23 protein-coding genes and 3 tRNA genes are annotated in these 24,960 nt (G+C 65.7%); 9 read left to right on the top strand and 17 right to left on the bottom strand.

Translation table 11 applies throughout. From position 1 onward, the window contains the following. The 5 genes from VGK27_01275 to VGK27_01255 are packed head-to-tail and all read right to left on the bottom strand — an operon-like array spanning position 1 to position 5,143. A complete protein-coding gene (locus VGK27_01275) occupies positions 1 to 747 on the bottom strand; it encodes a class I SAM-dependent methyltransferase (GenBank protein ID HEY3488732.1) in 747 nt (248 codons plus the stop codon). Between the two features lie 47 nt (positions 748 to 794). Next, positions 795 to 1,931, bottom strand: coding sequence for a UDP-N-acetylglucosamine 2-epimerase (non-hydrolyzing) (gene wecB / locus VGK27_01270; GenBank protein ID HEY3488731.1), 1,137 nt, complete (start codon positions 1,929 to 1,931; stop codon positions 795 to 797). Further along, positions 1,928 to 2,998 (bottom strand): glycosyltransferase family 9 protein, encoded by a 1,071-nt coding sequence (locus tag VGK27_01265; protein HEY3488730.1) that lies wholly within the window; start codon positions 2,996 to 2,998, stop codon positions 1,928 to 1,930. The genes wecB and VGK27_01265 overlap by 4 nt, the downstream gene beginning before the upstream one ends. After that, a complete protein-coding gene (waaF, locus tag VGK27_01260) occupies positions 2,991 to 4,046 on the bottom strand; it encodes a lipopolysaccharide heptosyltransferase II (GenBank protein HEY3488729.1) in 1,056 nt (351 codons plus the stop codon). Before waaF ends, VGK27_01265 begins: the two co-directional genes overlap by 8 nt. Continuing rightward, positions 4,043 to 5,143 carry a DegT/DnrJ/EryC1/StrS family aminotransferase gene (locus VGK27_01255; GenBank protein HEY3488728.1) on the bottom strand — a complete coding sequence of 367 codons (1,101 nt, stop codon included), beginning with the start codon at positions 5,141 to 5,143 and terminating at the stop codon, positions 4,043 to 4,045. The genes waaF and VGK27_01255 overlap by 4 nt, the downstream gene beginning before the upstream one ends. Positions 5,144 to 5,314: 171 nt before the next feature. Between VGK27_01255 and VGK27_01250 the strand changes: the two genes are divergently transcribed. From VGK27_01250 to VGK27_01235, 4 genes are all read left to right on the top strand, one after another. Continuing rightward, positions 5,315 to 5,402, top strand: a tRNA-Ser gene (locus VGK27_01250). 30 nt (positions 5,403 to 5,432) lie between these two features. Further along, positions 5,433 to 5,525 (top strand) — tRNA-Ser (locus VGK27_01245). A gap of 83 nt (positions 5,526 to 5,608) precedes the next feature. Next, positions 5,609 to 5,700: transfer RNA gene (locus VGK27_01240), tRNA-Ser, on the top strand. Positions 5,701 to 5,738: 38 nt separating this feature from the next. Beyond that, positions 5,739 to 6,269: a hypothetical protein gene (locus tag VGK27_01235; protein HEY3488727.1), complete on the top strand. Its 531-nt coding sequence runs from the start codon at positions 5,739 to 5,741 to the stop codon at positions 6,267 to 6,269. A gap of 77 nt (positions 6,270 to 6,346) precedes the next feature. Here VGK27_01235 and VGK27_01230 read toward each other — a convergent pair whose 3' ends face one another. Next, a complete protein-coding gene (locus VGK27_01230; protein ID HEY3488726.1) occupies positions 6,347 to 7,135 on the bottom strand; it encodes an inositol monophosphatase family protein in 789 nt (262 codons plus the stop codon). A gap of 74 nt (positions 7,136 to 7,209) precedes the next feature. On the opposite strand from VGK27_01230, the gene larA reads away from it, so the two are divergent. The 3 genes from larA to VGK27_01215 all read left to right on the top strand — a co-directional run bounded on the left by larA (position 7,210) and on the right by VGK27_01215 (position 9,217). After that, complete coding sequence (gene larA / locus VGK27_01225) at positions 7,210 to 8,481, top strand: nickel-dependent lactate racemase (GenBank protein ID HEY3488725.1); 1,272 nt, start codon at positions 7,210 to 7,212, stop codon at positions 8,479 to 8,481. A gap of 78 nt (positions 8,482 to 8,559) precedes the next feature. Then, entirely contained in the window at positions 8,560 to 8,784 is a 225-nt protein-coding gene (locus VGK27_01220) for a type II toxin-antitoxin system prevent-host-death family antitoxin (protein HEY3488724.1), read from the top strand. Beyond that, positions 8,774 to 9,217 carry a type II toxin-antitoxin system VapC family toxin gene (locus tag VGK27_01215; GenBank protein HEY3488723.1) on the top strand — a complete coding sequence of 148 codons (444 nt, stop codon included), beginning with the start codon at positions 8,774 to 8,776 and terminating at the stop codon, positions 9,215 to 9,217. The genes VGK27_01220 and VGK27_01215 overlap by 11 nt, the downstream gene beginning before the upstream one ends. Before the next feature lie 58 nt (positions 9,218 to 9,275). On the opposite strand, the gene VGK27_01210 is transcribed toward VGK27_01215, so the two are convergent. The 8 genes from VGK27_01210 to msrA all read right to left on the bottom strand — a co-directional run bounded on the left by VGK27_01210 (position 9,276) and on the right by msrA (position 18,232). Further along, positions 9,276 to 11,315, bottom strand: coding sequence for a hypothetical protein (locus tag VGK27_01210; GenBank protein HEY3488722.1), 2,040 nt, complete (start codon positions 11,313 to 11,315; stop codon positions 9,276 to 9,278). A 236-nt stretch (positions 11,316 to 11,551) separates the two neighbouring features. Then, a complete protein-coding gene (locus VGK27_01205) occupies positions 11,552 to 13,129 on the bottom strand; it encodes a 2-isopropylmalate synthase (protein ID HEY3488721.1) in 1,578 nt (525 codons plus the stop codon). A gap of 304 nt (positions 13,130 to 13,433) precedes the next feature. Then, positions 13,434 to 13,859, bottom strand: a complete 426-nt coding sequence (locus tag VGK27_01200; GenBank protein HEY3488720.1) for a type II toxin-antitoxin system VapC family toxin — start codon at positions 13,857 to 13,859, stop codon at positions 13,434 to 13,436. After that, complete coding sequence (locus VGK27_01195; protein HEY3488719.1) at positions 13,856 to 14,086, bottom strand: hypothetical protein; 231 nt, start codon at positions 14,084 to 14,086, stop codon at positions 13,856 to 13,858. The genes VGK27_01200 and VGK27_01195 overlap by 4 nt, the downstream gene beginning before the upstream one ends. A gap of 201 nt (positions 14,087 to 14,287) precedes the next feature. Continuing rightward, positions 14,288 to 14,578 carry a type ISP restriction/modification enzyme gene (locus tag VGK27_01190; GenBank protein ID HEY3488718.1) on the bottom strand — a complete coding sequence of 97 codons (291 nt, stop codon included), beginning with the start codon at positions 14,576 to 14,578 and terminating at the stop codon, positions 14,288 to 14,290. Next, on the bottom strand, positions 14,572 to 16,677 hold the full coding sequence (locus tag VGK27_01185) for a type ISP restriction/modification enzyme (GenBank protein ID HEY3488717.1): 2,106 nt from the start codon (positions 16,675 to 16,677) through the stop codon (positions 14,572 to 14,574). The genes VGK27_01190 and VGK27_01185 overlap by 7 nt, the downstream gene beginning before the upstream one ends. Positions 16,678 to 17,120: 443 nt before the next feature. Further along, positions 17,121 to 17,696 carry a mismatch-specific DNA-glycosylase gene (locus VGK27_01180; GenBank protein ID HEY3488716.1) on the bottom strand — a complete coding sequence of 192 codons (576 nt, stop codon included), beginning with the start codon at positions 17,694 to 17,696 and terminating at the stop codon, positions 17,121 to 17,123. After that, positions 17,693 to 18,232 (bottom strand): peptide-methionine (S)-S-oxide reductase MsrA, encoded by a 540-nt coding sequence (gene msrA / locus VGK27_01175; GenBank protein HEY3488715.1) that lies wholly within the window; start codon positions 18,230 to 18,232, stop codon positions 17,693 to 17,695. Before msrA ends, VGK27_01180 begins: the two co-directional genes overlap by 4 nt. Positions 18,233 to 18,391: 159 nt before the next feature. Here msrA and VGK27_01170 point away from each other — a divergent pair, with 159 nt between their 5' ends. Then, positions 18,392 to 22,090 (top strand): DUF748 domain-containing protein, encoded by a 3,699-nt coding sequence (locus tag VGK27_01170; GenBank protein HEY3488714.1) that lies wholly within the window; start codon positions 18,392 to 18,394, stop codon positions 22,088 to 22,090. A gap of 1 nt (position 22,091) precedes the next feature. Here the strand turns inward: VGK27_01170 and VGK27_01165 are convergent, their stop codons facing one another. Continuing rightward, entirely contained in the window at positions 22,092 to 22,709 is a 618-nt protein-coding gene (locus tag VGK27_01165) for a DUF502 domain-containing protein (protein HEY3488713.1), read from the bottom strand. A 39-nt stretch (positions 22,710 to 22,748) separates the two neighbouring features. Here VGK27_01165 and VGK27_01160 point away from each other — a divergent pair, with 39 nt between their 5' ends. After that, the gene (locus VGK27_01160; GenBank protein ID HEY3488712.1) at positions 22,749 to 23,816 is read left to right on the top strand and encodes a sugar phosphate nucleotidyltransferase; all 1,068 of its coding nucleotides are present in this window, start codon (positions 22,749 to 22,751) and stop codon (positions 23,814 to 23,816) included. 72 nt (positions 23,817 to 23,888) lie between these two features. On the opposite strand, the gene greA is transcribed toward VGK27_01160, so the two are convergent. After that, positions 23,889 to 24,371: a transcription elongation factor GreA gene (gene greA / locus VGK27_01155; protein HEY3488711.1), complete on the bottom strand. Its 483-nt coding sequence runs from the start codon at positions 24,369 to 24,371 to the stop codon at positions 23,889 to 23,891. A gap of 23 nt (positions 24,372 to 24,394) precedes the next feature. Then, a complete protein-coding gene (locus VGK27_01150; protein ID HEY3488710.1) occupies positions 24,395 to 24,925 on the bottom strand; it encodes a ferritin family protein in 531 nt (176 codons plus the stop codon). Between the last annotated feature and the right edge of the window lie 35 nt (positions 24,926 to 24,960).

The following is a 24,960-nucleotide window of genomic DNA, read 5'->3' as shown; positions in this document are numbered from 1 at the left end:
CTACACCGCCTTCTCGCCGAAGGCGATGATCGACTTGCGCAGCGACGGGATCGCGTCCCGCATCGCGCTGCCGATCGAGCGGATCGATTCGAGACCCTCCCGATAGCGGCTCGATTTCAGGAAATGGATATCGCGGATGCGGAAGCCGGCCTCTTCCATCAGGAGCCTGAGGTCGGCGAGCGTGAAGTCGCGGTTGTGCCGGTCGGGGAAGAACGGCATCCCCTTGTACATCAGCGGCTCCGCGTGCAGGTAATGCTTGGCGTAGTCCCAGGTGATGTGCTTCCCGCGCACCATGCGGCTGCGATTGCGGAAGCAGGCGGCGTTGGGCACGTCGATCTCGAGGATGCCGCCGGGCCGAAGGACCCGCCGCATCTCGCGGACGGCGCCGAGGTGCGAATAGGTGAAGTGCTCGAGCACCTGGCAGCAGGTCACCGCGTCGAAGAAGCCGTCGGGATACGGGATCGGGTCGGCCTCGACGTTGCACACGCGGAACTCGATCTTCTTCGCCCGGTAGATCTCGGGGAAGGCCTCGGAGTTGTCGTTGATGTCGACCGCGTGGCATTCGTGCCCCAGCTCGGAAAGAAGCGACAGCAGCAGGCCGCCTCCCGCCCCGACGTCGAGCACTCGAGGGCTGTCGCGGAGCGCATAGGCGATCTCGCAGAAACGGTCGATGCTGCCACGGAAACCATCCTCGAAATAGCCGTTGGACAGGTTGTAGAGTTGTCCCTCGCGGCGCAGTGCCAGCACCCTGCGGAACAGCTCCTCCCTGGAATCTACATGGAGCGGGCCTCGCGTCAATTATCACCGAACCTTTCGAGGCAGTCGGCGATCCGTTCCGCCGCAAGGCCATCTCCGTATGGGTTGTGCGCGTGGCTCATCGCCGCGTACGCTTCCGGATCGTCGAGCAGCCGCGACGCCTCGCGCACGATCGCCTCGCGGCCGGTGCCCACGAGCCGGACCGTTCCCGCCGCCACCGCCTCGGGCCGCTCGGTCACCTCGCGCATCACCAGGACCGGCTTGCCGAGCGACGGCGCCTCTTCCTGCACGCCGCCCGAATCGGTGACGATCAGGTGCGCGCGGTCCATCAGGTAGACGAACGGCAGGTAGTCGACCGGCGGAACCAGATGGATGCCGGATGCGCCGCCCCCGCCCAGGATCCGGTTCACCGGTTCCTGCACTTGGGGATTCAGGTGCACGGGATAAAGGATCTGCACGTCGGCGTATTTCGCGGCCAGGTCGGCCAGCGCCCGACAGATGTGTTCAAAGCCGTCCCCGAAATTCTCGCGCCGGTGGCCGGTCACGAGGATCAGCCGCCGATCGGGATCGAGGAAGGGGAATTCGGCGGAGAGAAGCGACCGGAGCGCCGCATCGCCGCGGATCCGCCCGGCGACGTCGAGCAGCGCATCGACCACGGTGTTGCCGGTGACATGAATCGCGCCGGAGGCCACCCCTTCCCGCAACAGGTTGTCGCGCGCCGCCTCGGTGGGGGCGAAGTGCAGGTCGGCGACGACGCCGGCGACCTTCCGGTTGATCTCCTCGGGAAACGGGGCGTATTTGTCGCCGGTGCGAAGCCCCGCCTCGACGTGGCCGACCGGGATGCGGCAATAAAAAGCGGCAAGCGCCGCGGCCATGGTCGTGGTCGTGTCTCCGTGGACCAGCACGATGTCCGGCCGTTCCGTGGCCAGCACCCGCTTCATCCCCGAGAGCACGCCCGTCGTGACGTCGAACAGGTCCTGCCCCGGCCGCATCAGGTCGAGGTCGTACTCGGGCTTGATGCCGAAAAGCGCCAGCACGGCGTCGAGCATCTCGCGGTGCTGCGCGGTCACGCAGACCCGGACGTCGAAGCGCCCCGGCCGCGCCTTCAGCGCGGCGACGACCGGCGCCATCTTGATCGCCTCGGGGCGGGTCCCGAAGACGGCGAGCACCTTCACCAAGTCATGAGCTCCTTCATCGTCCCGGCCACCTCGGCCGGCGGAATGCTTTCCCGGCACGCGGCGTCGCGCGGACAGGATTTGCTGCCCCGGATCATGCAGCCAAAGCACGGCTGCGGCGCGCGGATGGCCCTGTGGCGTGCCCCTTCGGGCGCGACGCATTCGGGTATGGTACTTCGGAAGACCGAGACCGTCGAGGCACCCGCCGCCGCTGCAAGGTGGAGCGGGCCGCAGTCGGGACCGATCATGTATCCGCAGGCGGCATAGGCTGCGGCCAGCTCCGGGTATCCCAACCGCGGGAGGAGCGCCACCCGCCCCCCCGCCAGCGAGCGGATCAGCTCGGCCTCGACCCGCTCGGCCTCGCTCCCCCACGACAGCGCCGCGCCCAACCCCGGCGACAGGTCGCGCAGTTGCACGATCACGGCCGCCCAGAACGCCGGGTCCATCCGCTTGGTGGCCCAGGTCGTGCCCGCGTGAAGCGCCACGAACCGGGTCGCTCCCGGAAGCGCCTCGGCGAGCCGCCCCGCCGCCGCCAGCCGGGCCGTTTCGGGCACGGGAAGGGAAGGCCTGGCCTCCTCGGGAGCGAACGTCCCGCCGAACGGCGCCGAAACCAGCCGGAGCAGCCGGTGCGTGATGTGCCGGTCGGACGGGTCGTGCGGGACGTGCCGGTTCGTGCACAAGAGGTTCGGCTTCTCCCGGACGATCTCCTTCGGGAAGCCGACCCGCACCGGCGCGCCCGAGAGCAGCGTCACCACGCCGCTCTTGACGTTCCCCTGCAGGTCGAAAGCAACGTCGTAGCGGGCCGACCGGAGACCCCGGATCGCCCCGATGACCTCCCGGCGCGTTTTTTCCTCCGACCAGCGCGTCTTCCACGCCTTGATGTCGAGCGGAACGACCCCGTCGACGGCGGGGTGCCCTTCGACGATCCCGGCGAAGCGGGTGTCGACCGCCCAGTCGATCGTGGCGCCGGGCGCCGACTTGCGCAGGTACGCGGCCGCGGCCAGCGCATGGACGACGTCGCCCATCGCGGACAGCTTGACGATGAGGATCCGCGCGGATTCAGACACGTCCATCGGCCACCTCGCGGTACAGGTCGAGCGACGCGTCGATGACCATCTGCGGCGTCACGCCCAGCATGCAGATCGGCGCGCGGTCGCATTCGCGCCGCTTGCAGGGCGCGCAGGCGATCCCCTCGGCGCGCACAAGCCGGGCTCTCTTCGTCCAAGGCGAGGTGCGGCGCCACTCGGTCGGGCCGAAGATCGCCGTCAGCGGGGTGCCCAGCGCGGCGGCGACGTGCATCGGGCCCGAATCGTTCGTCACGAGGAAGGCGCATGCCCCGAGCAGCGCCATCATCTCCCGGACGGTCGTCTTCCCGGTCAGCTTGGCCGGCTTCTTCTTCATGGCCGCCTCGATCGCGTCGGAGAGCGGCGCTTCCTTTGCCGATCCGAGTAGCACGACCGAGGCGCCCCAGGCCTCGGCGAGGGCGTCGGCGACCGCGGCAAACCGCTCGGGAAACCAGCGCTTGGCGGCGCCGAACGTCGCCCCGGGATTGATCCCCAGGATGGGCGCACCCGGCGTGAGGCCCAGCGAGGACAGGCGGGCCGACATCGCGTTTCGCTCATCGCCGGTCACGTGCAGCCGCAGCCCGGGCGACTGCGGGCGGGGCACGCCGAGCGCCGCGAGCAGCGACAGGTAGTATTCGACCTCGTGCGACGCCATGATCTCCGGCGTCAGCGGTACGGGGCGCGTCAGCAGCAATCGCCGGCCGTCTGTGGGATAGCCGGCCCGGTCGGGAATGCGGGCGAGAAAAGCCAGCAGCGCGGCGTCGAAGGCGTTCTGAAGCAGGATGGCGGAATCGAAGCGGCGGGCGCGCAGGACGGACGCTATCCGGAGCCTGCCGGAGATTCCCCCGTGGCTGCCGTCGCGGTCGTAGACCATCACCTCGTCGACGTCGGGGTGCCCCCGGAACAGCTCGGCGACCAGCGGCTTGGCCAGAAGCGTGATGCGGCTCCCCGGCCGAGCCGCGCGCAACGCGGCGAGCGCGGGGGTGGTCATCACCGCGTCGCCCAGCCAGTTGACCGCGCGGACCAGGATCGCCTGGGCGGGGCGGGTCACTTGCCGAAGAAGCGCCGGATCTGCCGGATGACCTCGTCCTGGTCGGCCTGCGACAGGAAGGCGGACATCGGAAGCGACATGATCTCCTTCGAAACCGCCTCGGAAACGGGAAGCGTCCCCTCGCGGAATCCCAGCGACGCGAACGCCTCCTGCAGGTGCAGCGGGATCGGGTAATGGACCGCCGTGGGCACCCCGTTCTCGCCCAGCGCCTTCGCCAACGCGTCGCGCGACGGCGTGCGCACCGAGTACTGCGCGAAGACGTGCGTGTTGCCGGGCATGATCGCGGGGACGCTCACCACGTCGCCCAGCGCCTCGGAATATCGGCGGGCGATCCGGGTGCGGGTGGCGAGCTCTTCCTCGAAGCGTGCGAACTTGGCCAGCAGCACCGCCGCCTGGAGATCGTCGAGCCGCCCGTTGATGCCGATCACCCGGTGCCGGTACCGTTCCCATTGCCCGTGGTTGCGCAGCCCCATCACCTTGTCGGCGATCGCGTCGTCGGAGGTGAAGACCATCCCGCCGTCGCCGTAGCATCCGAGCGGCTTGGATGGGAAAAAGGAAGTCGTGCCGACGTGCGCAAAGCCGCAGGAACGCTTTCCGTTGCGCACCGCGCCGAACGACTGGCAGCCGTCCTCGACCAGGAAGAGGCCGCGCCGTTCGGCGATCGCGAGGATCGCCTCGAGGTCGGCGCATTGCCCATAGAGGCTGACCGCGATGATCCCGCGCGTCTTCGGCGTGATCGCCGCCTCGATCTTCGCAGGGTCGATATTGTAGGACACGGGGTCGATGTCGACGAAGACGGGAACCGCGCCGAGCAGGGCGATCACTTCGGCCGTGGCGATGAAGGTGAAGGGCGTCGTGACGATCTCGTCGCCGGATTTCACGCCGTATGCCATGAGCGCCAGCAGGAGGGCATCCGTTCCCGAGGAGCAGCCGAATGCATGGCGCGCGCCGACGAATCCGCCGAGCGCCTTCTCGAGCGCGGCGCCCTTGGGCCCCATGATGAACGCGCCGCTTTTCAGCACGTCGTCCATCTGTGCGCGAATCTCGGCCTCGTACGCCGAAAACTGCCCCTTGAGGTCCATGAACGGAATTGCCATCGGAAATGCCCCCCGGATGTAGGTTTAATCTAATATCATATTGGAAATCGCCTCCCACGGCAACGCGCCGCGGGCGCCATCTTCCCCTCGGCTGCGTCGGAGGGGGCATTTCGCGCTCAGATATTTTTTGTCCCATCCGGTCCCGTAATAATGTATAAGTAAAAGTTTCGGGGAGGGATGGCCGAGCGGCTGATGGCGGCGGTCTTGAAAACCGTTGAGCAGCGATGCTCCGCAGGTTCAAATCCTGCTCCCTCCGCCAGGATCGATCTTTCCCTGCGCAACCGAAAACGGAGAGGTGGCCGAGCCGGCTGAAGGCAACCGCCTGCTAAGCGGTTGTACGGGTAAAACTGTACCGAGGGTTCGAATCCCTCCCTCTCCGCCATTTTTTCCCTTCCAGGGGTAAAGGTGGCAGCAATTATTCGGGTTCGACCCCGAATTGATCTTTTCAAGATCGTTTTTTCAAGCGGAGAGGTGTCCGAGCTGGCCGAAGGAACACGACTGGAAATCGTGTGAATCTCAAAAGGGTTCCGAGAGTTCGAATCTCTCCCTCTCCGCCATTCATTCAATTTGATCGCACCGAAAGGAGATTTGCCCGATGAAGCGTTTCGCTCTGTTGATCGCCCTGCTTGTCACGTTCGGCCTTGCGGCAAACGGCTGCAAGAAGAAGGAAACGCCTCCTCCGATGCCCCCGCAGGGTGCGGCTCCCGGCCAGATGCCTCCCGGCATGGGCCAGGGCGGCGCGCCGCACGGCGACATGGGCGGCGGCGCCGAGAAGAAGATCGTCGTCCCCGATGCGATCAAGAAGGCCTGGAAGGGCGCCAAGATCGAAGTCGAATACAAGGAGAAGAAGACCAAGAAGACGTTCACCGTCGACCTGAACTCCTCCTTCAAGGTCCCCGACAGCGACCTGACGCTCGAAGTCGGCGAGTTCCTGCCCCACTTCGCGATGACCGGCGACTCGATCACCTCCAACTCCGACAAGCTTGAAAACCCGGCGCTTCGCCTCGAGATCAAGCAGGCCGGCAAGGAGATCTTCAAAGGCTGGCTGTTCGGGAAGTTCCCGGCGGTTCACCCGTTCCAGCACGACAAGTACGGCGTCATCATGCTGGAACCGATCAAGAAGTAGTCCCGCTTCTCTTTAGACATAAGAAAAGGGCGCCCGGGGAAATTCCCTTGGCGCCCTTTTCTTTGCTTCCCTCGACGCTACCCCTTCACGGTCCGCCGGATCACGTCCAGCATCTGCCCGTGGATCTTCCCGTTGCTCGCCAGGATGTCGGGCTTGTGGATATCGTACGGAGAGCCGTCCATGCAGGTGGCCATCCCGCCCGCTTCCTGCAGGATCAGCAGCCCGGCGATCGTGTCCCACGGCTTCAGCTGCATCTCCCAGAAACCGTCGAAGCGGCCGCTCGCCAGATAGCACAGGTCGAGCGCGGCGGAGCCGTCGCGCCGGATCGCCTGCCCCGTCATGACGAAGGACTGGAAATAGTCGAAGTTCTTGTCGGTCGACGTCTTGACGTCGTAGGCGAATCCGGTCGCCAGCAACCCACGCCGTAGCTCGTCAATGTCGGAAACGGCAATCTTCTCATCGTTGAGGAACGCGCCTCCTCCCGCCCACGCCGTGAACATCTCGTCCAGCAGCGGGTCGTAGACCACGCCTGCGACCGGTATCCCTTCGTGCTCGACCCCGATGGAAACGCAGAAGCAGGGGTAGTTGTGCGCGTAATTTGTCGTCCCGTCGAGCGGGTCGACGATCCAGCGGTACGGGGAAGGCGATTTTTCCTCGGGGCTTTCCTCGGCCATGATGCCGTGGTCCGGAAACTGGTTGCGGATACGGTCCTTGATGTACGCCTCGGAAGCGCGGTCGACGTCGGTCACGAGGTTGATCTCGCCCTTGAAGTGGATCGTCTGGCGGCGGCCATAGTTGCTGCGCAGGATCTCCCCGGCGCCGGCGGCCGTCTCCATGGCGAATTCGAGCAGGAAGCGGTTGTCCATCGATCTCTCCGATCCGGTCGCGATAGAATGAGCACGGCCTGGTGATCGATCAAGTGTACCGCAAGGAGGCGCAAATGATCCCGACAACCCTTCGGTACGGCCGCGGCGAGGTCGCCATCCCCGACCGCGCCCGCCGGGAAGCCGCGTGGCTGGCCGCCCGGGAACCGGCGATGCCGTCCGACGAGATCGCGATGCTGCGCGCCCGGCTGGGGGGCCCGGTCGGATCGCCCCCACTCCGCGCTCTTCTGTCGCCTTCCGAATCCGTCGCAGTGCCGATCTCCGACATCACCCGCTACAGCGCGACCGAGAAGTTCCTGTCGCCGCTGCTCGCGGAAACGGACGCCGCGGGCATCCCGCGGAAGTGCGTAACGCTGTTCGTCGCACGCGGAACCCACCGGGCGCTGACCGACGCCGAGATCGCAGAGGTCGTCGGCCCCGAGCTTTCCTCGGGCGTCCGGGTCGTGCAATCCGACCCGGACGGCGAGATGGCGACGCTCGGCGTCACGACCCGGGGCACCCGCGTGCAGGTCTACCGACCGGTCATGGACCACGACCGGGTCGTCCTGACCGGCACGATCTCCTTCCACTACTTCGCCGGCTTCGGCGGGGGCCGCAAAGCGCTCGTCCCCGGCTGCGCCCATCGCGACACCGCGGCCGCCACCCATTTCCGCGTCTTCCTGCCCGACGGTCCGGGAAAGCACCCGCTGGCGCACGCCGGGCAGCTCGACGGAAACCCCGTGCACGAGGACATCGACGAGGCCGTCGCGATGGCCGCGCCGACGTTTCTGCTCAATACGCTGCTCCTGCCCGACAAGCGGCTGTTCGACGCGGTGGCCGGAGACTGGCGACTGGCGCATCGCGAGGCTTGCGAGCGGTATGCGGACGTATTCCGCGTCTCTCTGCCGCGGCGCTACCCGCTCGTCATTGCCTCGGCGGGCGGCTGGCCCAAGGACATCAACGTGATCCAGTCGCACAAGGCGCTCGACAACGCGTTCCGGGCGGTCGAGCCCGGCGGCGTGCTCATCCTGCTCGCCGAGTGCGCCGACGGCTTCGGCAGCCCGAACTTCTTCCACTGGTTCCGTTTCGAGGATCCCGGCCAGATGGAAATCGACCTGCGGAAGAACTACCAGATCTACGGCCAGACCGCCCACGCCACGCTGACCAAGGCGCACGGCTGCCGGGTGATCCTGGTGTCGTCGCTTCGGGGGGAAGACGTGGAGCGGATGGGAATGAAGCCGGCCGGATCGTTCGAGGAAGCGATCCGGCTGGCGGAAACGTTGCTGGAGGAACTCCCCCCCGCGCTCATCATCCCCGACGCGGGATACGTGCTGCCCGACGCGGATTGACTCCGGATCCGACTCCATGTGCTACAATTACCATAAATGAGGCACGTGCTGCACGGAGGCAGAAGGAGGACCGGCCCGATGAGGAGCATTACCGTACGGGAAGCCCGAGAAGGGCTGTCGCGCCTCGAGAAACTGCTCGCCGAAGGGGATGTGACGATCACCCGACGGGGAGAGCCGGTGGCCCGACTTGTGCCGATCGGGGGCAATCGGGCGGTGCCGTCCCACAAGGCGTTGCGCGAAAGCATGGCGCCGATGGCCGATGGGAGCGAGCGGGCGATCCGGGAAGAACGCGATGCGCGTTGACGGTCCGGTCTATTTCGACACGAGCGCGCTGGCCAAGTGGTACCTCAACGAACCGCACTCCGAGGCGGTCGAGCGGTTCATCGTCGGATCGGCCCCCATGGTAATCAGCGACCTGACCGTCGCCGAGATGCGAAGTTTGCTGGCCAGGAAACGTCGTGAAAAGGCGTTCGATGCGACGACCGAGGCGAAGGTTTATGCCGCCTTCCGCGAGGACCTGCGCAACGGCTTCCTCTACAAGGCACCCCTATCACCCGATTCGTTCGAAGGGGCCGTGAACCTGATGACCATGCTGCCCGACATCCCGCTCCGGACGCTCGACGCCCTTCACTTGGCCTTCGCACAAGCCGCCGGCGCCACGGCTCTCGCCACGTTCGACGAACTGATGGCCAGGGCGGCGGAGGCCCTCGAGTTGAATGTGATCGATTTCGGTTGAGCGGAGGCGGCGCCCGGCGAGCTGCCGCCTCCGCAAGTTCTGCCCGACGCCGGCCGGGCTACCGGATCACCCGGATTGCGTTGTTGAAGCAGTCGGCGACGAAGAGTGAGGTCCCGTCGGTCGCGAGCCCCGTCGGGTAATAGAACCGCGCATCGGTCCCCGCCCCGTTCGTGGCGCCGGTATGGGAGGCACTTCCCGCTATCGTCGTCACTTCCCGGGTCGCGATCACGATCTTCCGGATCGTGTGGTTCCCCTGATCCGATACGTAGAGGTACATCCCGTCCGACGCGATCCCGGTCGGCAGGTCGAAGCGCGCCCCGCTCCCCATGCCGTCGTCGGACCCGCCCGCCCCCGAGATCCCCGCGAGTGTCGTCACGGCGCCGGTCGCGAGTACGATCTTCCGGACCGTGCCGTTGAAGGTGTCGGCCACGTAGAGGTTCCCCCCGTCATACGTGATGCCGGCCGGCTGGTTGAACGTCGCCGCGGCACCCATTCCGCTGGAGGCGCCGGCAATGCCGGCGGCGCCCGCCACGCTCGTCACTTCCCCCGTCGCGATCACGACCTTCCGGATCGTATGGTTTGCCGTGTCCGCCACGTAGAGGTTCGTCCCGTCCGTCGCGATTCCGTATGGCGAGTTGAACGTTGCCTCGCTCCCGAAGCCGTCGGCGGCGCCGACCTCCTCGGGGCGCCCCGCCAGCGTCGTCGTCTCACCAGTGGCGATCGCGATCTTCCGGATCGTGCAGTTCCCCGTGTCGGCCACATAGACATTCGTCCCGTCGGTCGCGAGGCCGGACGGGTTGTTGAACCTGGCGTCGCTTCCATTGCCGTCTGCGACGCCGTATTCCCCCGCGTACCCCGCCAGCGTCGTCACCGCCCCGGTCGCGATCACGATCTTCCGGATCGTGTGGTTGCAGGTGTCTGCCACGAAGAGGTTCCTCCCGTCAGACGCGGCGCCCGAGGGATTGTTGAAGGTGGCCTCGCCCGCCGTGCCGTCAGCGGAGAAGCCGGGGCTTCCAGACACCGTCGTCACCTCCGCCGATGCGATCGCCACCTTCCTGACCGAAAAGTTCATGTAGTCGGCCAAGAACAGCTCGGTCCCGTCGGTCGCGATGCCCCAAGGCAGGTTGAAACGGGCCGCGCTGCCCGCGCCGTCGGCATACCCGGCACTTTTCCGGCCGCCCGCCAGCGTCGTCACTGCCCCGGTCGCGATCACGACTTTCCGGACCGTGTGGTTGCGGGAGTCGGTCACGAACAGGTTCGTTCCGTCGATCGCGATGCCCCAGGGATTGTAGAATGTGGCCGCGCTCCCCGTACCGTCGAGGGCGGCGTTGTCGGTGCGCGTGGCGCCGGGCCTTCCTGCCAACGTCGTCACTTCCAGCGTCGCGACCACCATTTTCTGGATCGTATTGTCGGACGAGGTGAGGTAAAGGTTCGTCCCGTTGTCGGTGGCGATGCCGTAGGGGTGCCGGATTCCGTTCGAGAAGTTCGCGATCGTCGTGACGACCCCGGTCGCAATCACCACCTTCCGGATCTTGCTGCCCGATTCGGTCACGTAAAGGTTCGTCCCGTCGGTCGCGATGCCCTCGGGGAAAGCGAATTCCGCCGCGCTGCCCGTGCCATCGACGGATTCGTGGGGGCCGTCGCGTCCCGCCAACGTCGTCACTTCCCCGGTCGCGATTACTACCTGCCGGATCCTGCTGTTCGACCGGTCGACCACGTAGAGGTTCGTACCGTCCGACGTGATGCCACCGGGGGACCAAAAGCTGGAGTCGCTCCCCGTGCCGTCGGCATGCCCGGGGACTCCGCTCCCCGCCAGCGTTGTCGTCTCGCCCGTCGCGATCACGACCTTGCGGATCGTGTTGTTTCCCATATCTGTCACGAAAAGGTCCGAACCGACCTTGACGACGCCGCTGGGGCCGAAGAAGGTCGGCTCGGATCCGGCGAAGGTGGCAACCCCCGTGCCTGCGAATGTGGACACCGTCCCGGCCAGCGTCAGTGGAGCCCGTTCGGTCCCCGACGTTCCCCCTCCGCTGCTTCCGCACGAGGTGATCAGGGATACGAGAAGCAACGCGATAGGGGAAAGGGTAAGGCGGCGCATGGCGGTCCTCCGGCTAAAGGTATTTCACTCGTGACTTCCGGAATATACACCTCCCTCGGTAATTGACTGCAATATTATTGCAATTCCCCTCAATAAAACGTGCTCCCGAAAAAAATCGGGCCGGGAAAGGCGCGTTCCCCCGCGCCATCCCGGCCCGCCGAAAACGGACCTCCGGTGCCGGCCAGGCCCGTCCAGACGGTCCCCGGGGCAAGTCGCAAGGCGCCCGCGGGGACCGGTCACACGCCCTTGACCGCGACCTTCTTCTTCGGCGCGCCCTTCACCTTCTTCGCGGCCTTCTCGCGCGCCTCGAGCGCGATGTAGCGGTTGATCGCGGCGAGGTATGCCTTGACCGAGGCCTCGATGACGTCGGTCGAGGTGGCCGTGCCCGCGACGATCGTGTCCTTGAAGCGGATGCGCACCCGCGCCTCGCCGACCGCGTCCTCGCCCGAGGTGATCGCGTTCAGCCCCCAGTCGATCAGCTCGAACTTCCGGCCGACGACCCGCTCTACGCACTTGTAGGCCGCGTCGACGGGGCCGTTGCCGGTGGACGCCTCCTCGATGACCTCCTTGTCCTTGCGGATGCGGAGCGCCGCCATCGGCGTCGCCTTCGAGCCCGACAGGAACTGGATGTGCTCGAGCTTGTAGATCTCGGGCACCTTGAACAGCTCTTCCTGGACGAGCGCGCCGAGATCCTCGACCGCCACTTCCTTCTTCTTGTCGGCCAGCGTAAGGAACGCCTCGTAGATCGAATCGAGCTGCGCGTCGGTGACCTGGTGCCCCATGCCCGCGATCTGGTGCTTGAGCGCGGCGCGCCCGGAGCGGGCCGTCAGCGTAAAGGCATGCGCGGAGACGCCGACGTCCTCGGGCCGGACGATCTCGTAGGTCGCGCGGTCCTTCAGGATCCCATCCTGGTGGATGCCCGACGAATGGGCGAACGCATTGACGCCGACGATCGCCTTGTTGCGCTGGATCGGAAGCCCCATGAGCGTCGAGACCATCCGACTGGTCTTCGCGATCTCCTTCGTGTTGATGTCGGTGTAGAGCCCCTTGAAGATGTCCTTCCGCGTGCGGATCGCCATGACGACTTCTTCGAGCGCCGCGTTTCCGGCGCGTTCGCCGATGCCGTTGATCGTCACCTCGGCCTGGCGCGCCCCCCCCAGGATGCCCGCCAGCGTGTTGGCCGTCGCGAGCCCCATGTCGTTGTGGCAGTGCATCGAGAGAATCGCGTGGTCGAGCGCCGGCACCTTCTCCTTCAGCCGCCGGACCCGGTCGGCCATCTCCATCGGGGTCGCGTAGCCCACCGTGTCGGGGATGTTGATCGTCGTCGCGCCGGCCTTGATGGCCGCCTCGACGGCGCGGCAGAGGTATTCGAACTCGGTCCGGGCCGCGTCCTCGGTCGTGAACTCGACGTCGGCGCACAGCGACCGGGCGTATTTCACGGTGTCGATGCTCCACTGGAGGATCTTCTCCTTGTCGGAGCGGAACTTCTTCTGGATGTGGATGTCGGAGGTTCCGATGAACGTGTGGATACGGGGCCGCTTCGCGAGCTTGATCGCCTCCCACAGCGTGTCGATGTCCTTCTTGACGGCGCGGGCAAGACCCGCGATGACCGGCCCCTTGACCTCGCGCGCCACGGTCTGCACCGCGTCGAAATCGCCGGGGGACGAGGCGGGGAAGCCCGCCTCGATGATGTCGACGCCGAGCGCGGCGATCTGCTTCGCGATCTCGACCTTCTGGTCCTTGGCGAGCTTGGCGCCCGGCACCTGCTCCCCGTCGCGCAATGTCGTGTCGAAGATGAAGACCTTTTCAGCCATTTTCCCGTTCCTCCCGTTTTTGGTTTATTCGGTTTTTGCGTCTTTCGTCGGCCGGACAATAAAAAAGCCGCCGGGAGGGAGCTCCCGGCGGCTTCGATAAAAAAACGAAAAGGCCGCGGGAACCTTTGCCGGTTCCGCGGCCCGTGTGCGCTTAACAAATGAGACGTACGCTCACGCGGCGGTAGACCGGCCTCCGGGCAGCCCGCGTAGAGCGAGGCGACCGACGTTCGTGATGCGTGCGTTTTGCGTCTTCATGATGGGAAACAGGTTAGGCGAAAAGAACGCTGTTTGTCAAGCGTAACGTTCAATCGACGTCCTCGATCCACCGGAGATGTTTCGCCGCCGGCGTTCCGGCCAGGGCGTCGAAGAATTTCCGGTCGGCGGTGACCATGGGGGCTTTTTCGGCCATCGCCAGGGCGAGGTACAAACTGTCGTAGAACGTCCGGTCGTACCTCCGGGCGATTTCCCAGGCCGTGTGCAGGCAGCTTCCATACGGATGGATCGCCAAAGGCGCTCTCCGGAATCCGACCAGGATTTCCCCGGCCGTCTTTCCGTCGAGCTCGCCCGCGCGGCACTTCTTCCAGAGGATGTTTCCGAACTCCGCCTGGATCAACTCGGGCGCATGCAGGCCGGTCCCCTCGCGGAGCAAGCGCAATGCTGATCCCGCGTGGATCTCGGGAACGAACCATTTGACGGCGACGCTGGCATCGACCACGAACGCGGCCTTCACCGGCCGCGGTCCTCGCGCACCAGGAGGGCGCTGTCGCCGAATTTCCCGCCGGCCAATCGCCGGTGCCAGTCTTCCGCCGTCGCCAGCATTTCGGACGGCGTCAGGCGCACGGATTCGACGAGAATCGCTTTCACCTCGCCCTGCAACGAGCGGTGGTGCCGTTTTGCCTGACGCTTCAGCCGCTCGACCAGCGATTCGTCCAGGTCACGGACCAGTATCTGGGACATGGAAGCCCTCCGGGAGCCAATGATAGCATTATGATATCATGCCCCGTTGATCCTAGGCTCCGCGGGTGGGGGGCCGTTCACTCCGTTGGCAGCCGCAACACTCCTATCCATCGGCACTGCGTTCAGACCCCCCAGCCCGTTCCGCTACGGAAGCATCGGGCATCCGAGCATTGGGCGGATGGCCCCGAATCCCTCGTGCCCTTAACGTCCGGCGATATCCATTTCGCAGACGATTTTCATGGTCTGCACGGAGACGTTCGTCACGCGCCGGAGGAGGTCGATCACGGCCTCCTTGTGGTCGGCGAACCGGTAGCTGTCGAACCGCTCCCGGATCGTCGGGTCCTTCGGCTTGCGCTCCCTGTGCTGGTCGAGCACCCATTCGATGGCCGAGCGGTTCCCGAGCCGGTATGTCCAGGCCTCGGGCGGGATCCCCGACAGCGTCGTCTCCTCGTCGATACGGATGACACCCGCCTCCCTGTCGGCCTTCAGCAAGCATCTCGGGGAGACACCGCGCTCCTCTTGCGCCGTGCGTCGGTAACATCGGTGCGCACCAGCGGGAACGGCTCAGCCGCCTCGTAGCCCACGTGCAGGTCGGCAAGCGCCTTCCCCCGCTCGACCCAACGCCAGAAGTCGTCGTGGAGCGGCACGCGCGGGAAGTCGCGCCGCAGGTCGAGCGCGTACTTCTCGCGATAGGCGGGATCGTGGAGGACAGCGTAGACGTAGAAAAAGATCGCTTCCTTCGTCACGGCCTTCGCGCCCTTCTCCTTCCCCGCCGGATACGTTTTCCTGAAGCGCGCGAGCGCCCAGTCGGTGATGTTGTCGGTGCGGGAACCGTCGGATTCCAACTTTGAAGCAGTGAGCACCAATGTCTTTTCGAGCGTGTCGTATGAAGGAATGTCCCGGATCGCCAGCACGGAAAACGGCTTAGATTCGGGATGCCCGCTCAGCAATATCGCCAACGAACCCGGACCGCCGTCCTCGGGGGGAAGGAGTGGGAAAATTCTCTTGAATTGGTACTGCATCTCGTTCAGCTTCGGATTGAAATACAGGTCGCGCGAGACGAAAGGACGATAGACCCCCCGGGTGAGGGACGATTCGTCGAACCGGTATTTGGTTCCTTTGCGCAGATCGTTCTTCACCGCCCGCGTCCATTTGATCGTCGTGTCGAGCCTGCTCGCGAGGTCGTCGTCGGCCAGATGGTCCTTCAGGCGCGCCACCTCGCCGTTGTAGGCGTCGACCAGGAAGCGGACCTTCCGTTCCACCTCGGCGCGCTTGATGCCGTAGACCCACTCGTCCCGCGCCGTCACCACGCCCAAGGAGAACAGCTTAAAGATCGCCTTCTCGTCGGCGAGCCGCTTCGCCAGCTTGGCCCTTTTCGAAGCCACGGGTACGAGCGTGTCGAAGTCGCTTGCCGACTGATGGATCCAGTTCCCGCGGACGTCGGGGACGATCTCCTCGGCCTTGCGTTCCAGCAGCGGATTTCGGGCGAGGAACTCCACCTTCTCCTCGGCCGGGGCGTAATCGCGGACCGATTCGTAGAAGATGCGGCATCCCTTCTGACCCTTCTTCTTGACACAGAACCAGATCGCCACGCCTACCCGAATCGTATCCAAGAAAACGTTCCCGCCTTCCTGCCGGCGCCGCTCCCCGCTGGTGCGGGCGTTCCCCTTGAGGTCGACGACCCGGATTTCATTGAACTCCTTCGCCACTTCCTTCCTGAAGCCGTCGAAGGTGCGCCCGTCTACGAAGGAGTTGTTGTTCACAAACGCCACGATCCCGTTCTCGTCGACGCGGTCGGAGGCCCAGCGGAAGAAGCGGGCGTACATGTCGTAGAGCTTCGTCTTCTGCGCGGTGCTCGCCTTGATGTACGTTTCCTTGATCCGCTTGTCGATCTCGGGATAATCACGGTTCCTGTTGTTCTCGTTCTCATTTTGCTGGTTCGCGTTGTACGGCGGGTTGCCGATGACGACGCTGATCTTCCGGGCGTTCTGGCGGCGGATGCGGCCGACGTTCTCCTCGCTCACGGAGCCGAACAGGTCGTCCATGTGCCCTTCGTGCTTGCGGAGGCCGTGGACGTTGTCGAGCGTGTCGACGAAGCACAGGTTCGGGAATTCCTCGTATTCCCCGGTGATCGCGGCGTAGTAGGGGTCGAGCGCCTTGAGCGTCCGTTTCTTCAGGTCTCCCGTGAAGAAGGTGCCCTCGAGCGCGTACAGCGCCTTCGCGACGTTGTTGTTCCGGTGGAAGTCGTCCTCGCCAAAGACTTTCGAAAAGATCTCCTCGGTCAGGACGTGCTGGATCAGCATCTCCCGGACATCGGCGGCCGAGAGCGACGGGTTGATCGCCTCCCGCGCATGGTCCAGGAATTTTACGGAGGCCTCTCGGAAGGCGGGATTCGCGGCGTGCGCCGACTCGATCATTTCCCGGTGCGCGGACAAGACCGACGGGATGTCGAACCCGAATTGCACGACGGCCCGGCGGAACTCGGTGACCTCTCCCGGCTGGTAGGCGAAGAAGAGATCGAGGAGTCGTGCCAGCCCGGCGATGTCGTCGACGGCGCTCCGCATGACCTCCTCGCCGTTCTGGATCAACACGGCGCGGGCCGAGTCCTCGAGGACGATGTTGTCGGTTGGGTAGTTGCGGCGCCGCTTCTGGAGGATCTCGGCGTCGATGTCGTCCTTCTCGTCCTTCGCTTCCCAGTAGCCGAACGGGACACGCAGGGAATGGAGCAGCGCGCCGTCGACGTATCGGCGCTCCTTCGCGGGCTTCGTGATCTCGTATTCGGCGACGAAGGTGAGGTCGTGCCGGCGGGACAGAACTTTCAGGAGATCCTTGAACGCCTCGCGGACGACCGATTCGCGGTCGCTCCCGGAAACGCGGCCGCTCCAACAAGAAGACGCCTGCCCGGCGCCCCGCTCCCGACAGAGAGGAAGGAAGGGGGGTCTGAACGCAGTGCCGGTGGATAGGAGGGTTGCGGCTGACTACGGAGTGAACGGCCCCCCTCTGACGAAGCCGAGGGAATCCGGGCGCCGGCGAATCACCCGGGTGGCGCCCCCGCGGCTACCCGCAATTCCCCGAACATCCTTGCCAGGTCGGCGGGCTGGTGGTGGGCGTTGAGGCCGCTCGGGTTGGGAAGCAACCAGGCGCGCGTGCCGGCGAACGGGTCGGGCAGCAGACCCAGCACCGCCTTCGGACGCCGGAACGCGGCGCGGTAGGAGGTGAGCCCGAGAAAAGCCACGAAGCCGGGCCGATGCCGGCGCACCTTGGCCGCGAGCGCCTCGGCGCCTTCGACCAGCTCATCGGTGGTCACCTCCGCCGCGGTCGCCGTCGTGCGGCCGACCAGGTTGGTGATGCCGAGGCCGTACCCAAGAAGCGCACGCTCCTCGAACGGCGACAGGGCCTGCGGGGTGAAGCCGGAAGCGTAAAGCGCAGGCCAGAAGCGGTTGCCGGGCCGGCCGAAGTGGTGGTGGATCGCGCCGGAATAGAGGCCGGGATTGATCCCGACGAAGAGGACGGAGAGCCCGTCCTTGATCACGTCGGCCACGGTCCCGGTCGATGCGGCCTCCGCGAGCTGCGCCTTCGTCGGCTTCCAGGGAATTTCCGGCGCGGTCACCGGTTCTTTCCCCAGAGCTCGTCGAGACGCTGGTCGCGTCCGCAGTTGTAGCGGTAGAACTTGTACCGGATCGGATTCTTGGTGTGGTACTCCTGGTGATATTCCTCGGCCGGGTAGAACGGCCCCGCCGCGACGACCTGCGTCGCCACCTTCCACCCCTTCGACTTCTCGACCGCCGCCTTCGACGCCTCGGCCGCCTTGCGCTGCGCCTCGTCGTGGAAAAAGATCGCCGTGCGGTATTGCGCGCCCACGTCGCAGAACTGGCGGTCCGCAACCAGCGGGTCGATGTTGTGCCAGAAGATGTCGAGCAGCTTCCCGTAGGATAATTTCGACGGATCGAAGACGATCTCGACCGATTCGGCGTGCCCCGTGCCACCGGCGGAAACCTGGTCGTACGTCGGGTTGACCGTGTGCCCTCCGGTATAGCCGACGGTCGTCCGGATCACGCCCGGCAGCGTGTCATAAGGCGGCTGCATGCACCAGAAGCATCCCCCCGCGAACGTCGCCGTCGCCGCCTTCGTTCCTGCAACAGACATCTTCGTATCTCCCGCCGATACGGCCGAAGCCGTAAGCCAGATCGACATGATGATCAATGTATATCCTGCGGCTTTCATAGGCGTTGGATGCCGGGAGCGCCGCAAGGATTCCCGGTTTGGGTGCGCGGCGGGACTGCAACCCGCTTCAGGATAACGCCGATGATGCTAAAATCGGTCAAGCGGATCGATCTCAAGGAGAAACCGATGGATATCAATACGATGGCGAGGAAACCGGTCGTCCGAAAAATCGTGATCGGACTGGCGGGTGCGATCGCGTTCATTGCGCTGCTCGGCTTCCTCGTGCTGCCCCCGATCGTCCGGTCGGTCATCGAGAAACAGGCCACGAAAGCGCTTCACCGGAAGACGACGGTCGCCTCGGTTCGGATCAACCCGTTCACGCTGTCGGTCACGGTGCGCGGGCTTGCGATCGCCGACCGGGAGACGGGCGGGCCGTTTCTTGCATTCGACGAACTGTTCGTCGACGCCCAGATGGTTTCCGCCTGGCACCGGGGTCCCGTCCTGCGGGAAGTCACGCTGCGCGGTCCCCGGATCGCCATCGTCCGCAAGCCCGACGGCCGCTACAACTTCTCCGACCTGGTCGACGAATTCACCGGCAAGCCGTCGCCGCCCGAGTCCAAGCCGCTCCGCTTCTCGATCAACAACATCCGGATCGAGAACGGCGCCGTCGATTTCGACGACCGGCCGAAGAAGACGAAGCACGCCATCCGGCGGATCGACCTGTCCGTGCCGTTCGTCTCGAACCTCCCTTATTATGTCGAGAAGTATGTGCAACCCGCCTTTTCAGCCACGGTCAACGGAACGCCGGTCGCCCTGACCGGGAAGACGCGCCCCTTCAGCAACGCCCGCGAGACCTCGTTCGCGATGGACGTGCGCGACATCGACCTCCCGTACTACCTCGAATATTCCCCGGTGCCGCTCAAGTTCAAGATCCCATCGGGCGCGATCGACACGAAGGTGACGCTCTTCTTCACGCAGCGCAAGGACGTTCCCCCGACGATCGTGCTGGCGGGCGCGCTCGCCCTCAAGAACTTCCGGATCACCGACCTGCGCGACGCCCCCGTCCTGTCGGTCCCGCGGCTCGACGTGCCGCTGGTCTCCGCTTCTCCCGGCCCATTGCGGGTGAAGCTGGGCGACGTGCTGCTCACTTCGCCGGAGCTGCACCTCGCGCGCGACCGCGAAGGGAAGCTGACGCTCCTTTCCCTGCTGCCGGGCGGCGACGGGAAGACGCCGGCCGAGGCGGCTGGCGGCAAGCCCCCGGCGGCGGCCAAGGACAAGCCGGCGAAGCCGGCGGAGGCGCCCGCCGCGCTGTTCGAGGCCGTCTCGTTCCGGCTGACCGGCGGTAAGATCATCTACGAGGATGCCGCCGTCGACGGAAAGCCGTTCAAGACCACGCTCGACAACGTCACGGTGACGGCGCGCGACTTCACGACGGCCCCGGGCAAGCCGTTCGGGCTCGACCTGTCGCTGGCCACGGAAACGCGGGAAACGGTGCGCGATGCCGGCCGGCTCACGCTCGCGCCGCTCGCGGCCGAAGGCGAGATCCGCATCGGCGGGATCGCCCTGAAGAAATACGCCCCCTACTATGCGAAGTCGGTCCTGTTCGACGTTCGCGAAGGGCTGCTCGATCTCTCCGCCCGCTACGTCTGGCGGGCGGGAAGCAGCGACAATGCGGTCACCGCCATCGACAACCTGGCGGCCGCCCTGACGTCGCTCAAGCTGCGGCAGCGGGGCGACGATGCCGACTTCCTCCAGGTGCCCCGCCTCGAGGTCAAGGAGACCGCCATCGACCTGCTCCGGCGCACCGCCCGGATCGGGTCGGTCGGGAGCGCGCGCGGGCAGCTGCGCATCGTCCGCAACGAGGACGGTAAGGTCAACCTGTCGGGGCTGACGCCGGCCGCGCCCCAGGGCCCCGGGAAAAAAGCCGCCCCGAAACCGGCGGCCGCCGCAAAAGCGACTCCCTCCGCCCCCGCCTGGCAAATCACTCTCGGCAAGCTGGCGCTCGACCGGTGGAAGACAACCTGGGACGACCAGCAGCCCGAGGAAGCCGTGCTGCTGACGCTGTCGCCGCTCGACATCTCCGCGGCCAACCTGTCCACGGCCAAAAACAGCCGGGGCAAGGCCTCGGTACGGCTGACGCTCAACGGGACCGGCACCGCCGCCGTCAGCGGCACGGTCGGGATCGATCCGTCGCAGGCCGACCTCTCGGTCAAGGTTCACGGGATCGACCTGGCGCCGCTGCAGCCCTATTTCACGCAGAAGGTGAACATCGAGCTGACCGGCGGCCGCGTCGACGCGGACGGGAGGTTGTCGCTGAAGCTCCCGGCAGGCGCCCCCGCGCAGGTCAAGTGGGACGGCGAAGCCGGGCTTCGCGGCCTCGCCACGCTCGACGAGAACGGCGAGGATTTCCTCAAATGGGAGGCGCTCCAGCTTTCCGGCATGCGGATCGGCGTCAATCCGACTTCCGCCGCGATCCGCGAAGTCTCCCTGTCGGGTCTTTATTCGAAGCTGGTGGTCAATCCCGACGGGACGCTGAACGTCCAGGACATCGTCCGGAAGGCGCCCGCCGCGGGGATAAGCGACAACGCGGCGAAGGCCGCCACACCCTCTCCGGCCGCCGCCGCTCCGGCACCCGCGTCGACCCCCACCCCCGTCTCGGTCGAGACCGTGACGCTGCAGGGGGGAACGATCCTGTTCACCGACCGCCACGTCCGGCCCAACTACACCGCCAAACTCGAGGAGGTCGGCGGGCGCGTGTCCGGGCTGTCCTCCGAGGAGACGAAAATGGCCGACGTGCTCCTGCGGGGCCGGCTCGACAACCATGCCCCGCTTGAGATCTCCGGCAAGATCAACCCGTTGCGGAACGACCTGTTCGTCGACCTCAAGGTCGATTTCAAGGACATCGACCTCTCCCCGATGACGCCCTACTCGGGGCATTACGCCGGCTACGCGATCGAGAAAGGGAAGCTGTCGCTGGGCCTCAAGTACCTGATCGTCAAGAAGAAGCTCGATGCCGGCAACGTCGTCTTCATCGACCAGTTCAACTTCGGGGAAAAGGTCGACAGCCCCGACGCGACCAAGCTTCCGGTCCGGCTCGCCGTCGCGCTGCTCAAGGATCGCAACGGGGAGATCCGGCTCGACCTGCCGGTCAGCGGCTCGCTCGACGATCCGAAATTCAGCGTCTGGGGCGTCATCTGGCAGATCGTCAAGAACCTGCTCGTCAAGGCGGCCACTTCCCCCTTCGCGCTCCTCGGGGCGCTGATGGGCAACGGCGAGGAGCTGAGCTACCTCGAGTTCCCGGCCGGCCTCGACACGATCGATGCCGCGGGGGAAACCAAGCTCAAGGCGCTGGCCAAGGCGCTGGAGCAACGGCCCGCGCTCAAGCTCGACGTCGTCGGCTACAGCGATCCGCCGGCCGACCGGGACGCGCTGCGGAAGGCGACGTTCGAGCGGAAGGTGCGGGCGCAGAAGATCAAGGAGATGGCGAAGCAGGGCGGCGACGCGAAGGCGGCCGACAACGTCTCGGTGACTGCGGAGGAGTATCCGAAATACCTTCTCAAGGCCTACTCGGCCGAATCGTTTCCCAAGCCTCGCAACCTGATCGGGATGCAGAAGGATTTGCCGGTGCCCGAGATGGAGAAGCTGATCCTGACGCACATCGAGATCACCGACGACCAGCTGCGGCAGCTCGCGCAAGACCGGTCGAAGCGGGCGATCGATTATCTCGCCGCGACGAAGCAGGTCGATCCAGGGAGGATCTTCACGGTCGAGGCAAAGACGCTCGCCCCCGCGAAGAAGGAGAAGCAGGGAGACAGCCGGATCGAATTCGTGCTGAAGTGATTCAGGCCTTGGGCGGGACGCTGCTGCTGCGCAGCACCCTGGGCGCGGCCGTGCCGCCCGAGACGAGGCAGCGCAGCGCCAGCTCGATGCTCATGTCGAGACGCCGAAGCCGGGTCTCGGGGATGAGCAGCACTTCACCGAGATAGAGGTTGTTGGTCGGGACGAAGACGACCGCGAACCGCTCGCCGTCGACCTCGACGGTGGACGTGCGGAAGCCCAGCGCGTAGGAGTTTTCCTTCGGATATTCGGCCAGGACCACTTCCTTGAAGGCGCTCGTGTTGTCGGGCGAGAAGGAATCGGTCATCTGCTTGATGGTGGAGTAGATCGCGCGGAAGACCGGGACGTGGTGGATCAGGCGGTCGAACGCCCCGAGCAGCTTGGCGCCCGCGACATTGCGGGCGATGAGGCCGACGATCAGGATGATGACGCAGCCGGTGATGATGCCGGTACCCGGGATATGGGCGGGATAGCCCGTGACCAGCGGCAGGATGCTGTCGATGATGGGCGAGAAGAAGCCGTCGGCCCGCGTGAAGAACCAGGTAAGCAGGCCGATCGACAGCACCATCGGGATGACGACGAAGATGCCGGTGATGAAACTCTTTTTGAGGTTGATCTGCACGGGATGTATTCTAGCGCAATTGCGGAACGGGAGGGATGGATGGATCATGTGGTCGTGATGGCGGGCGGGTCGGGAACCCGGTTCTGGCCCGAGAGCCGGGAAAGGCGCGCCAAGCAGTTCCTCAACCTGACCGGGCAAGGCGCCATGATCGTCGAGACGATCCGCCGCTTCGCGCCGCTCGTCCCCGCCGGCAACGTCTGGGTCGTCGCGGGAGAGAAGGACCGGGCGCACCTCGTCCCGGAAAAGCTGGGCATCCCCCCCGAAAACCTGCTGCTCGAGCCCGAGGGCAAAAACACCGCTCCGGCCGTCGCCTTGGCCGCCGCCGCGATCCGGCTGCGCGATCCGGAAGCCGTGGTGCTCGCTTCGCCCGCCGACCATGCGATCGCCGATCTCAAGGGGTTCCGGTCGGTCATCCGGAAGGCGATGCGCCTGGCGCGCAGGAGCGGCTGCTTCGTGACGCTCGGCATCCCGCCGACCTCGCCCGCCACGGGGTACGGTTACATCGAACGGGGGCGGCCGCTGGAAGAAAAGGGCGTCGAGGCGTACCGGGTCCGCCGATTCGCGGAAAAGCCCGACGCGGCGACCGCCCGGCGCTTCCTCCGTTCCGGCCGGTTCGACTGGAACAGCGGCCTGTTCATCTTCCGCCTCCCCGAATTCCGGGAACGGCTGGCGAACCACCTGCCCGTCGTGCACGACGCAATCGACGGCGCCTTCCGCCTCGCGGGCAAGCCGGGATTTCGCGGGGCGCTCAGGAAGGCCTATCGGTCGATCCCCTCGGTCTCCGTCGACCACGGGCTGCTCGAGCACGAGCCCGAGATCCTCGTCGTCCCCGCGGCGGTCGGCTGGAACGACATCGGCACCTGGCGATCGCTCCACGAGTTCCTGGGGCGCGATGCGTCAGGCAACGTCCTGTTCGGCGACACGATCGCGGTCGACTGCCGGAACGTCCTGGTCCGCTCCGACCGGGGACTCGTCGCGGTGCTGGGTATGGAGGACGTGGTCGTGGTCCGCAGCGGCGACGCCGTGCTGGTGTGTCCGCGCAGCCGGTCGGAAGAGGTGAAGGGACTGGTCGAGCGGGTGAAGGAGAAGTATCCGGATCACGCCTGAAAAGATGCGGGGCGGGAAGCGCTTTCGCGCCGCCCGCCCCCTGAAACCCTGGCGCCGCAGCGATCGCGGAGGCTATTCCATCACGTCTCCGAACGTGGTGACGATCCGCTGGACCTCGAACTCGTAGCTTCCCTTCGGGATCTCGACGTTGACCGTGTCTCCCACCCGCCGGTTGAGCAGCGCCTTGCCCACCGGCGCGGCGACCGAGACGAGGTTGTGCTTGCCGTCGGCGACCTCGGGGATGACGAGCGTGTAGCTCACCACGTCGCCGGTCTCGAGATTCTCGACCGTCACCTCGCTGCCCAGCCCCGCGCGATCCTTCGGGATGCCCTTGACGTCGATGCGCGACAGGTCGGCCAGCCGTTTCTGGATCTGGCCCATGCGCGCCTGCAGCGTGGACTGCCGGTCCTTGGCGGCCTCGTACTCGGCGTTTTCGGAGAGGTCCCCCTGCGCCAGCGCCACGTTGATTTCCTTGGGCAGATCGACCCGAAGCTCGTGATCGATCCGGTGAAGCTCTTCTTCCAGGCGGTGTCGCGCCTGCCTGATGATTTCCATCTTTTTGCCGTGCCCTTCCCAGCTTAGTCCTGCTGTTTTTCCATCGTGAATTCCTGCAGATCGAACCAGAACCCTTCCTGCCCGATCGCGTCGACTTCGGCGCGCAGGATCCGGGCGTGGAGGTCTTCTTCCTTGGCGAGCGACAGGAACATCGCCTTGCCGTCTGCGCTGTGCGCCTTTTCGGCCATCTCGAGATAGCGCCTGTTGGCCCCGATCTCCTTGTCGATCGCCAGCTCGAGGATGCGGATCTCGTCGGCGGTCTCGAGCTCTTTCTTGTCGAATTCCTCGAGCTTCGTGCTCCGGGTCATCTCGGCAGCCATCGCTTCGCCCGCGACCATGGGCCCCGGGATCAGCGCCTTCCCCTGGAGCAGCTCGGCCAGGTACCCCTCGAGGCGGGTCATGTGGCCGACCTCGTCGGAAGCCAGGTTGATCAGGACGTTCTTGGCCTTGCTGTCCTTGGAGATCTTGGCCAGCTCAAGGTAGAGGCTGATCGCTTCCTTCTCGTGATCGATGGCCTGATGGACGATGTAGACGATCTCGGGAACCTGGCTCATGGCGACGACCCCCCTGGTTTTGTTGTACTGGCGTT

This window comes from Candidatus Deferrimicrobiaceae bacterium, from assembly GCA_036504035.1.
GTDB lineage: Bacteria > Desulfobacterota > Deferrimicrobia > Deferrimicrobiales > Deferrimicrobiaceae > JANXPS01.
Note: the sequence above shows the minus strand (reverse complement) of the source record. Positions and strands in the feature narration are given on the sequence as shown.

Bases quoted from the DNA above. Each gene is read 5' to 3' on its own strand.
- VGK27_01255 (HEY3488728.1), bottom strand. From the start codon at position 5,143: ATGGCAATTCCGTTCATGGACCTCAAGGGGCAGTTTTCGGCGTACGAG.
- VGK27_01235 (HEY3488727.1), top strand. From the start codon at position 5,739: ATGAAGCGTTTCGCTCTGTTGATCGCCCTGCTTGTCACGTTCGGCCTT.
- VGK27_01230 (HEY3488726.1), bottom strand. From the start codon at position 7,135: ATGGACAACCGCTTCCTGCTCGAATTCGCCATGGAGACGGCCGCCGGC.
- larA (HEY3488725.1), top strand. From the start codon at position 7,210: ATGATCCCGACAACCCTTCGGTACGGCCGCGGCGAGGTCGCCATCCCC.
- VGK27_01220 (HEY3488724.1), top strand. From the start codon at position 8,560: ATGAGGAGCATTACCGTACGGGAAGCCCGAGAAGGGCTGTCGCGCCTC.
- VGK27_01215 (HEY3488723.1), top strand. From the start codon at position 8,774: ATGCGCGTTGACGGTCCGGTCTATTTCGACACGAGCGCGCTGGCCAAG.
- VGK27_01210 (HEY3488722.1), bottom strand. From the start codon at position 11,315: ATGCGCCGCCTTACCCTTTCCCCTATCGCGTTGCTTCTCGTATCCCTG.
- VGK27_01205 (HEY3488721.1), bottom strand. From the start codon at position 13,129: ATGGCTGAAAAGGTCTTCATCTTCGACACGACATTGCGCGACGGGGAG.
- VGK27_01195 (HEY3488719.1), bottom strand. From the start codon at position 14,086: ATGTCCCAGATACTGGTCCGTGACCTGGACGAATCGCTGGTCGAGCGG.
- msrA (HEY3488715.1), bottom strand. From the start codon at position 18,232: ATGTCTGTTGCAGGAACGAAGGCGGCGACGGCGACGTTCGCGGGGGGA.
- VGK27_01170 (HEY3488714.1), top strand. From the start codon at position 18,392: ATGATGCTAAAATCGGTCAAGCGGATCGATCTCAAGGAGAAACCGATG.
- VGK27_01160 (HEY3488712.1), top strand. From the start codon at position 22,749: ATGGATCATGTGGTCGTGATGGCGGGCGGGTCGGGAACCCGGTTCTGG.
- greA (HEY3488711.1), bottom strand. From the start codon at position 24,371: ATGGAAATCATCAGGCAGGCGCGACACCGCCTGGAAGAAGAGCTTCAC.
- VGK27_01150 (HEY3488710.1), bottom strand. From the start codon at position 24,925: ATGAGCCAGGTTCCCGAGATCGTCTACATCGTCCATCAGGCCATCGAT.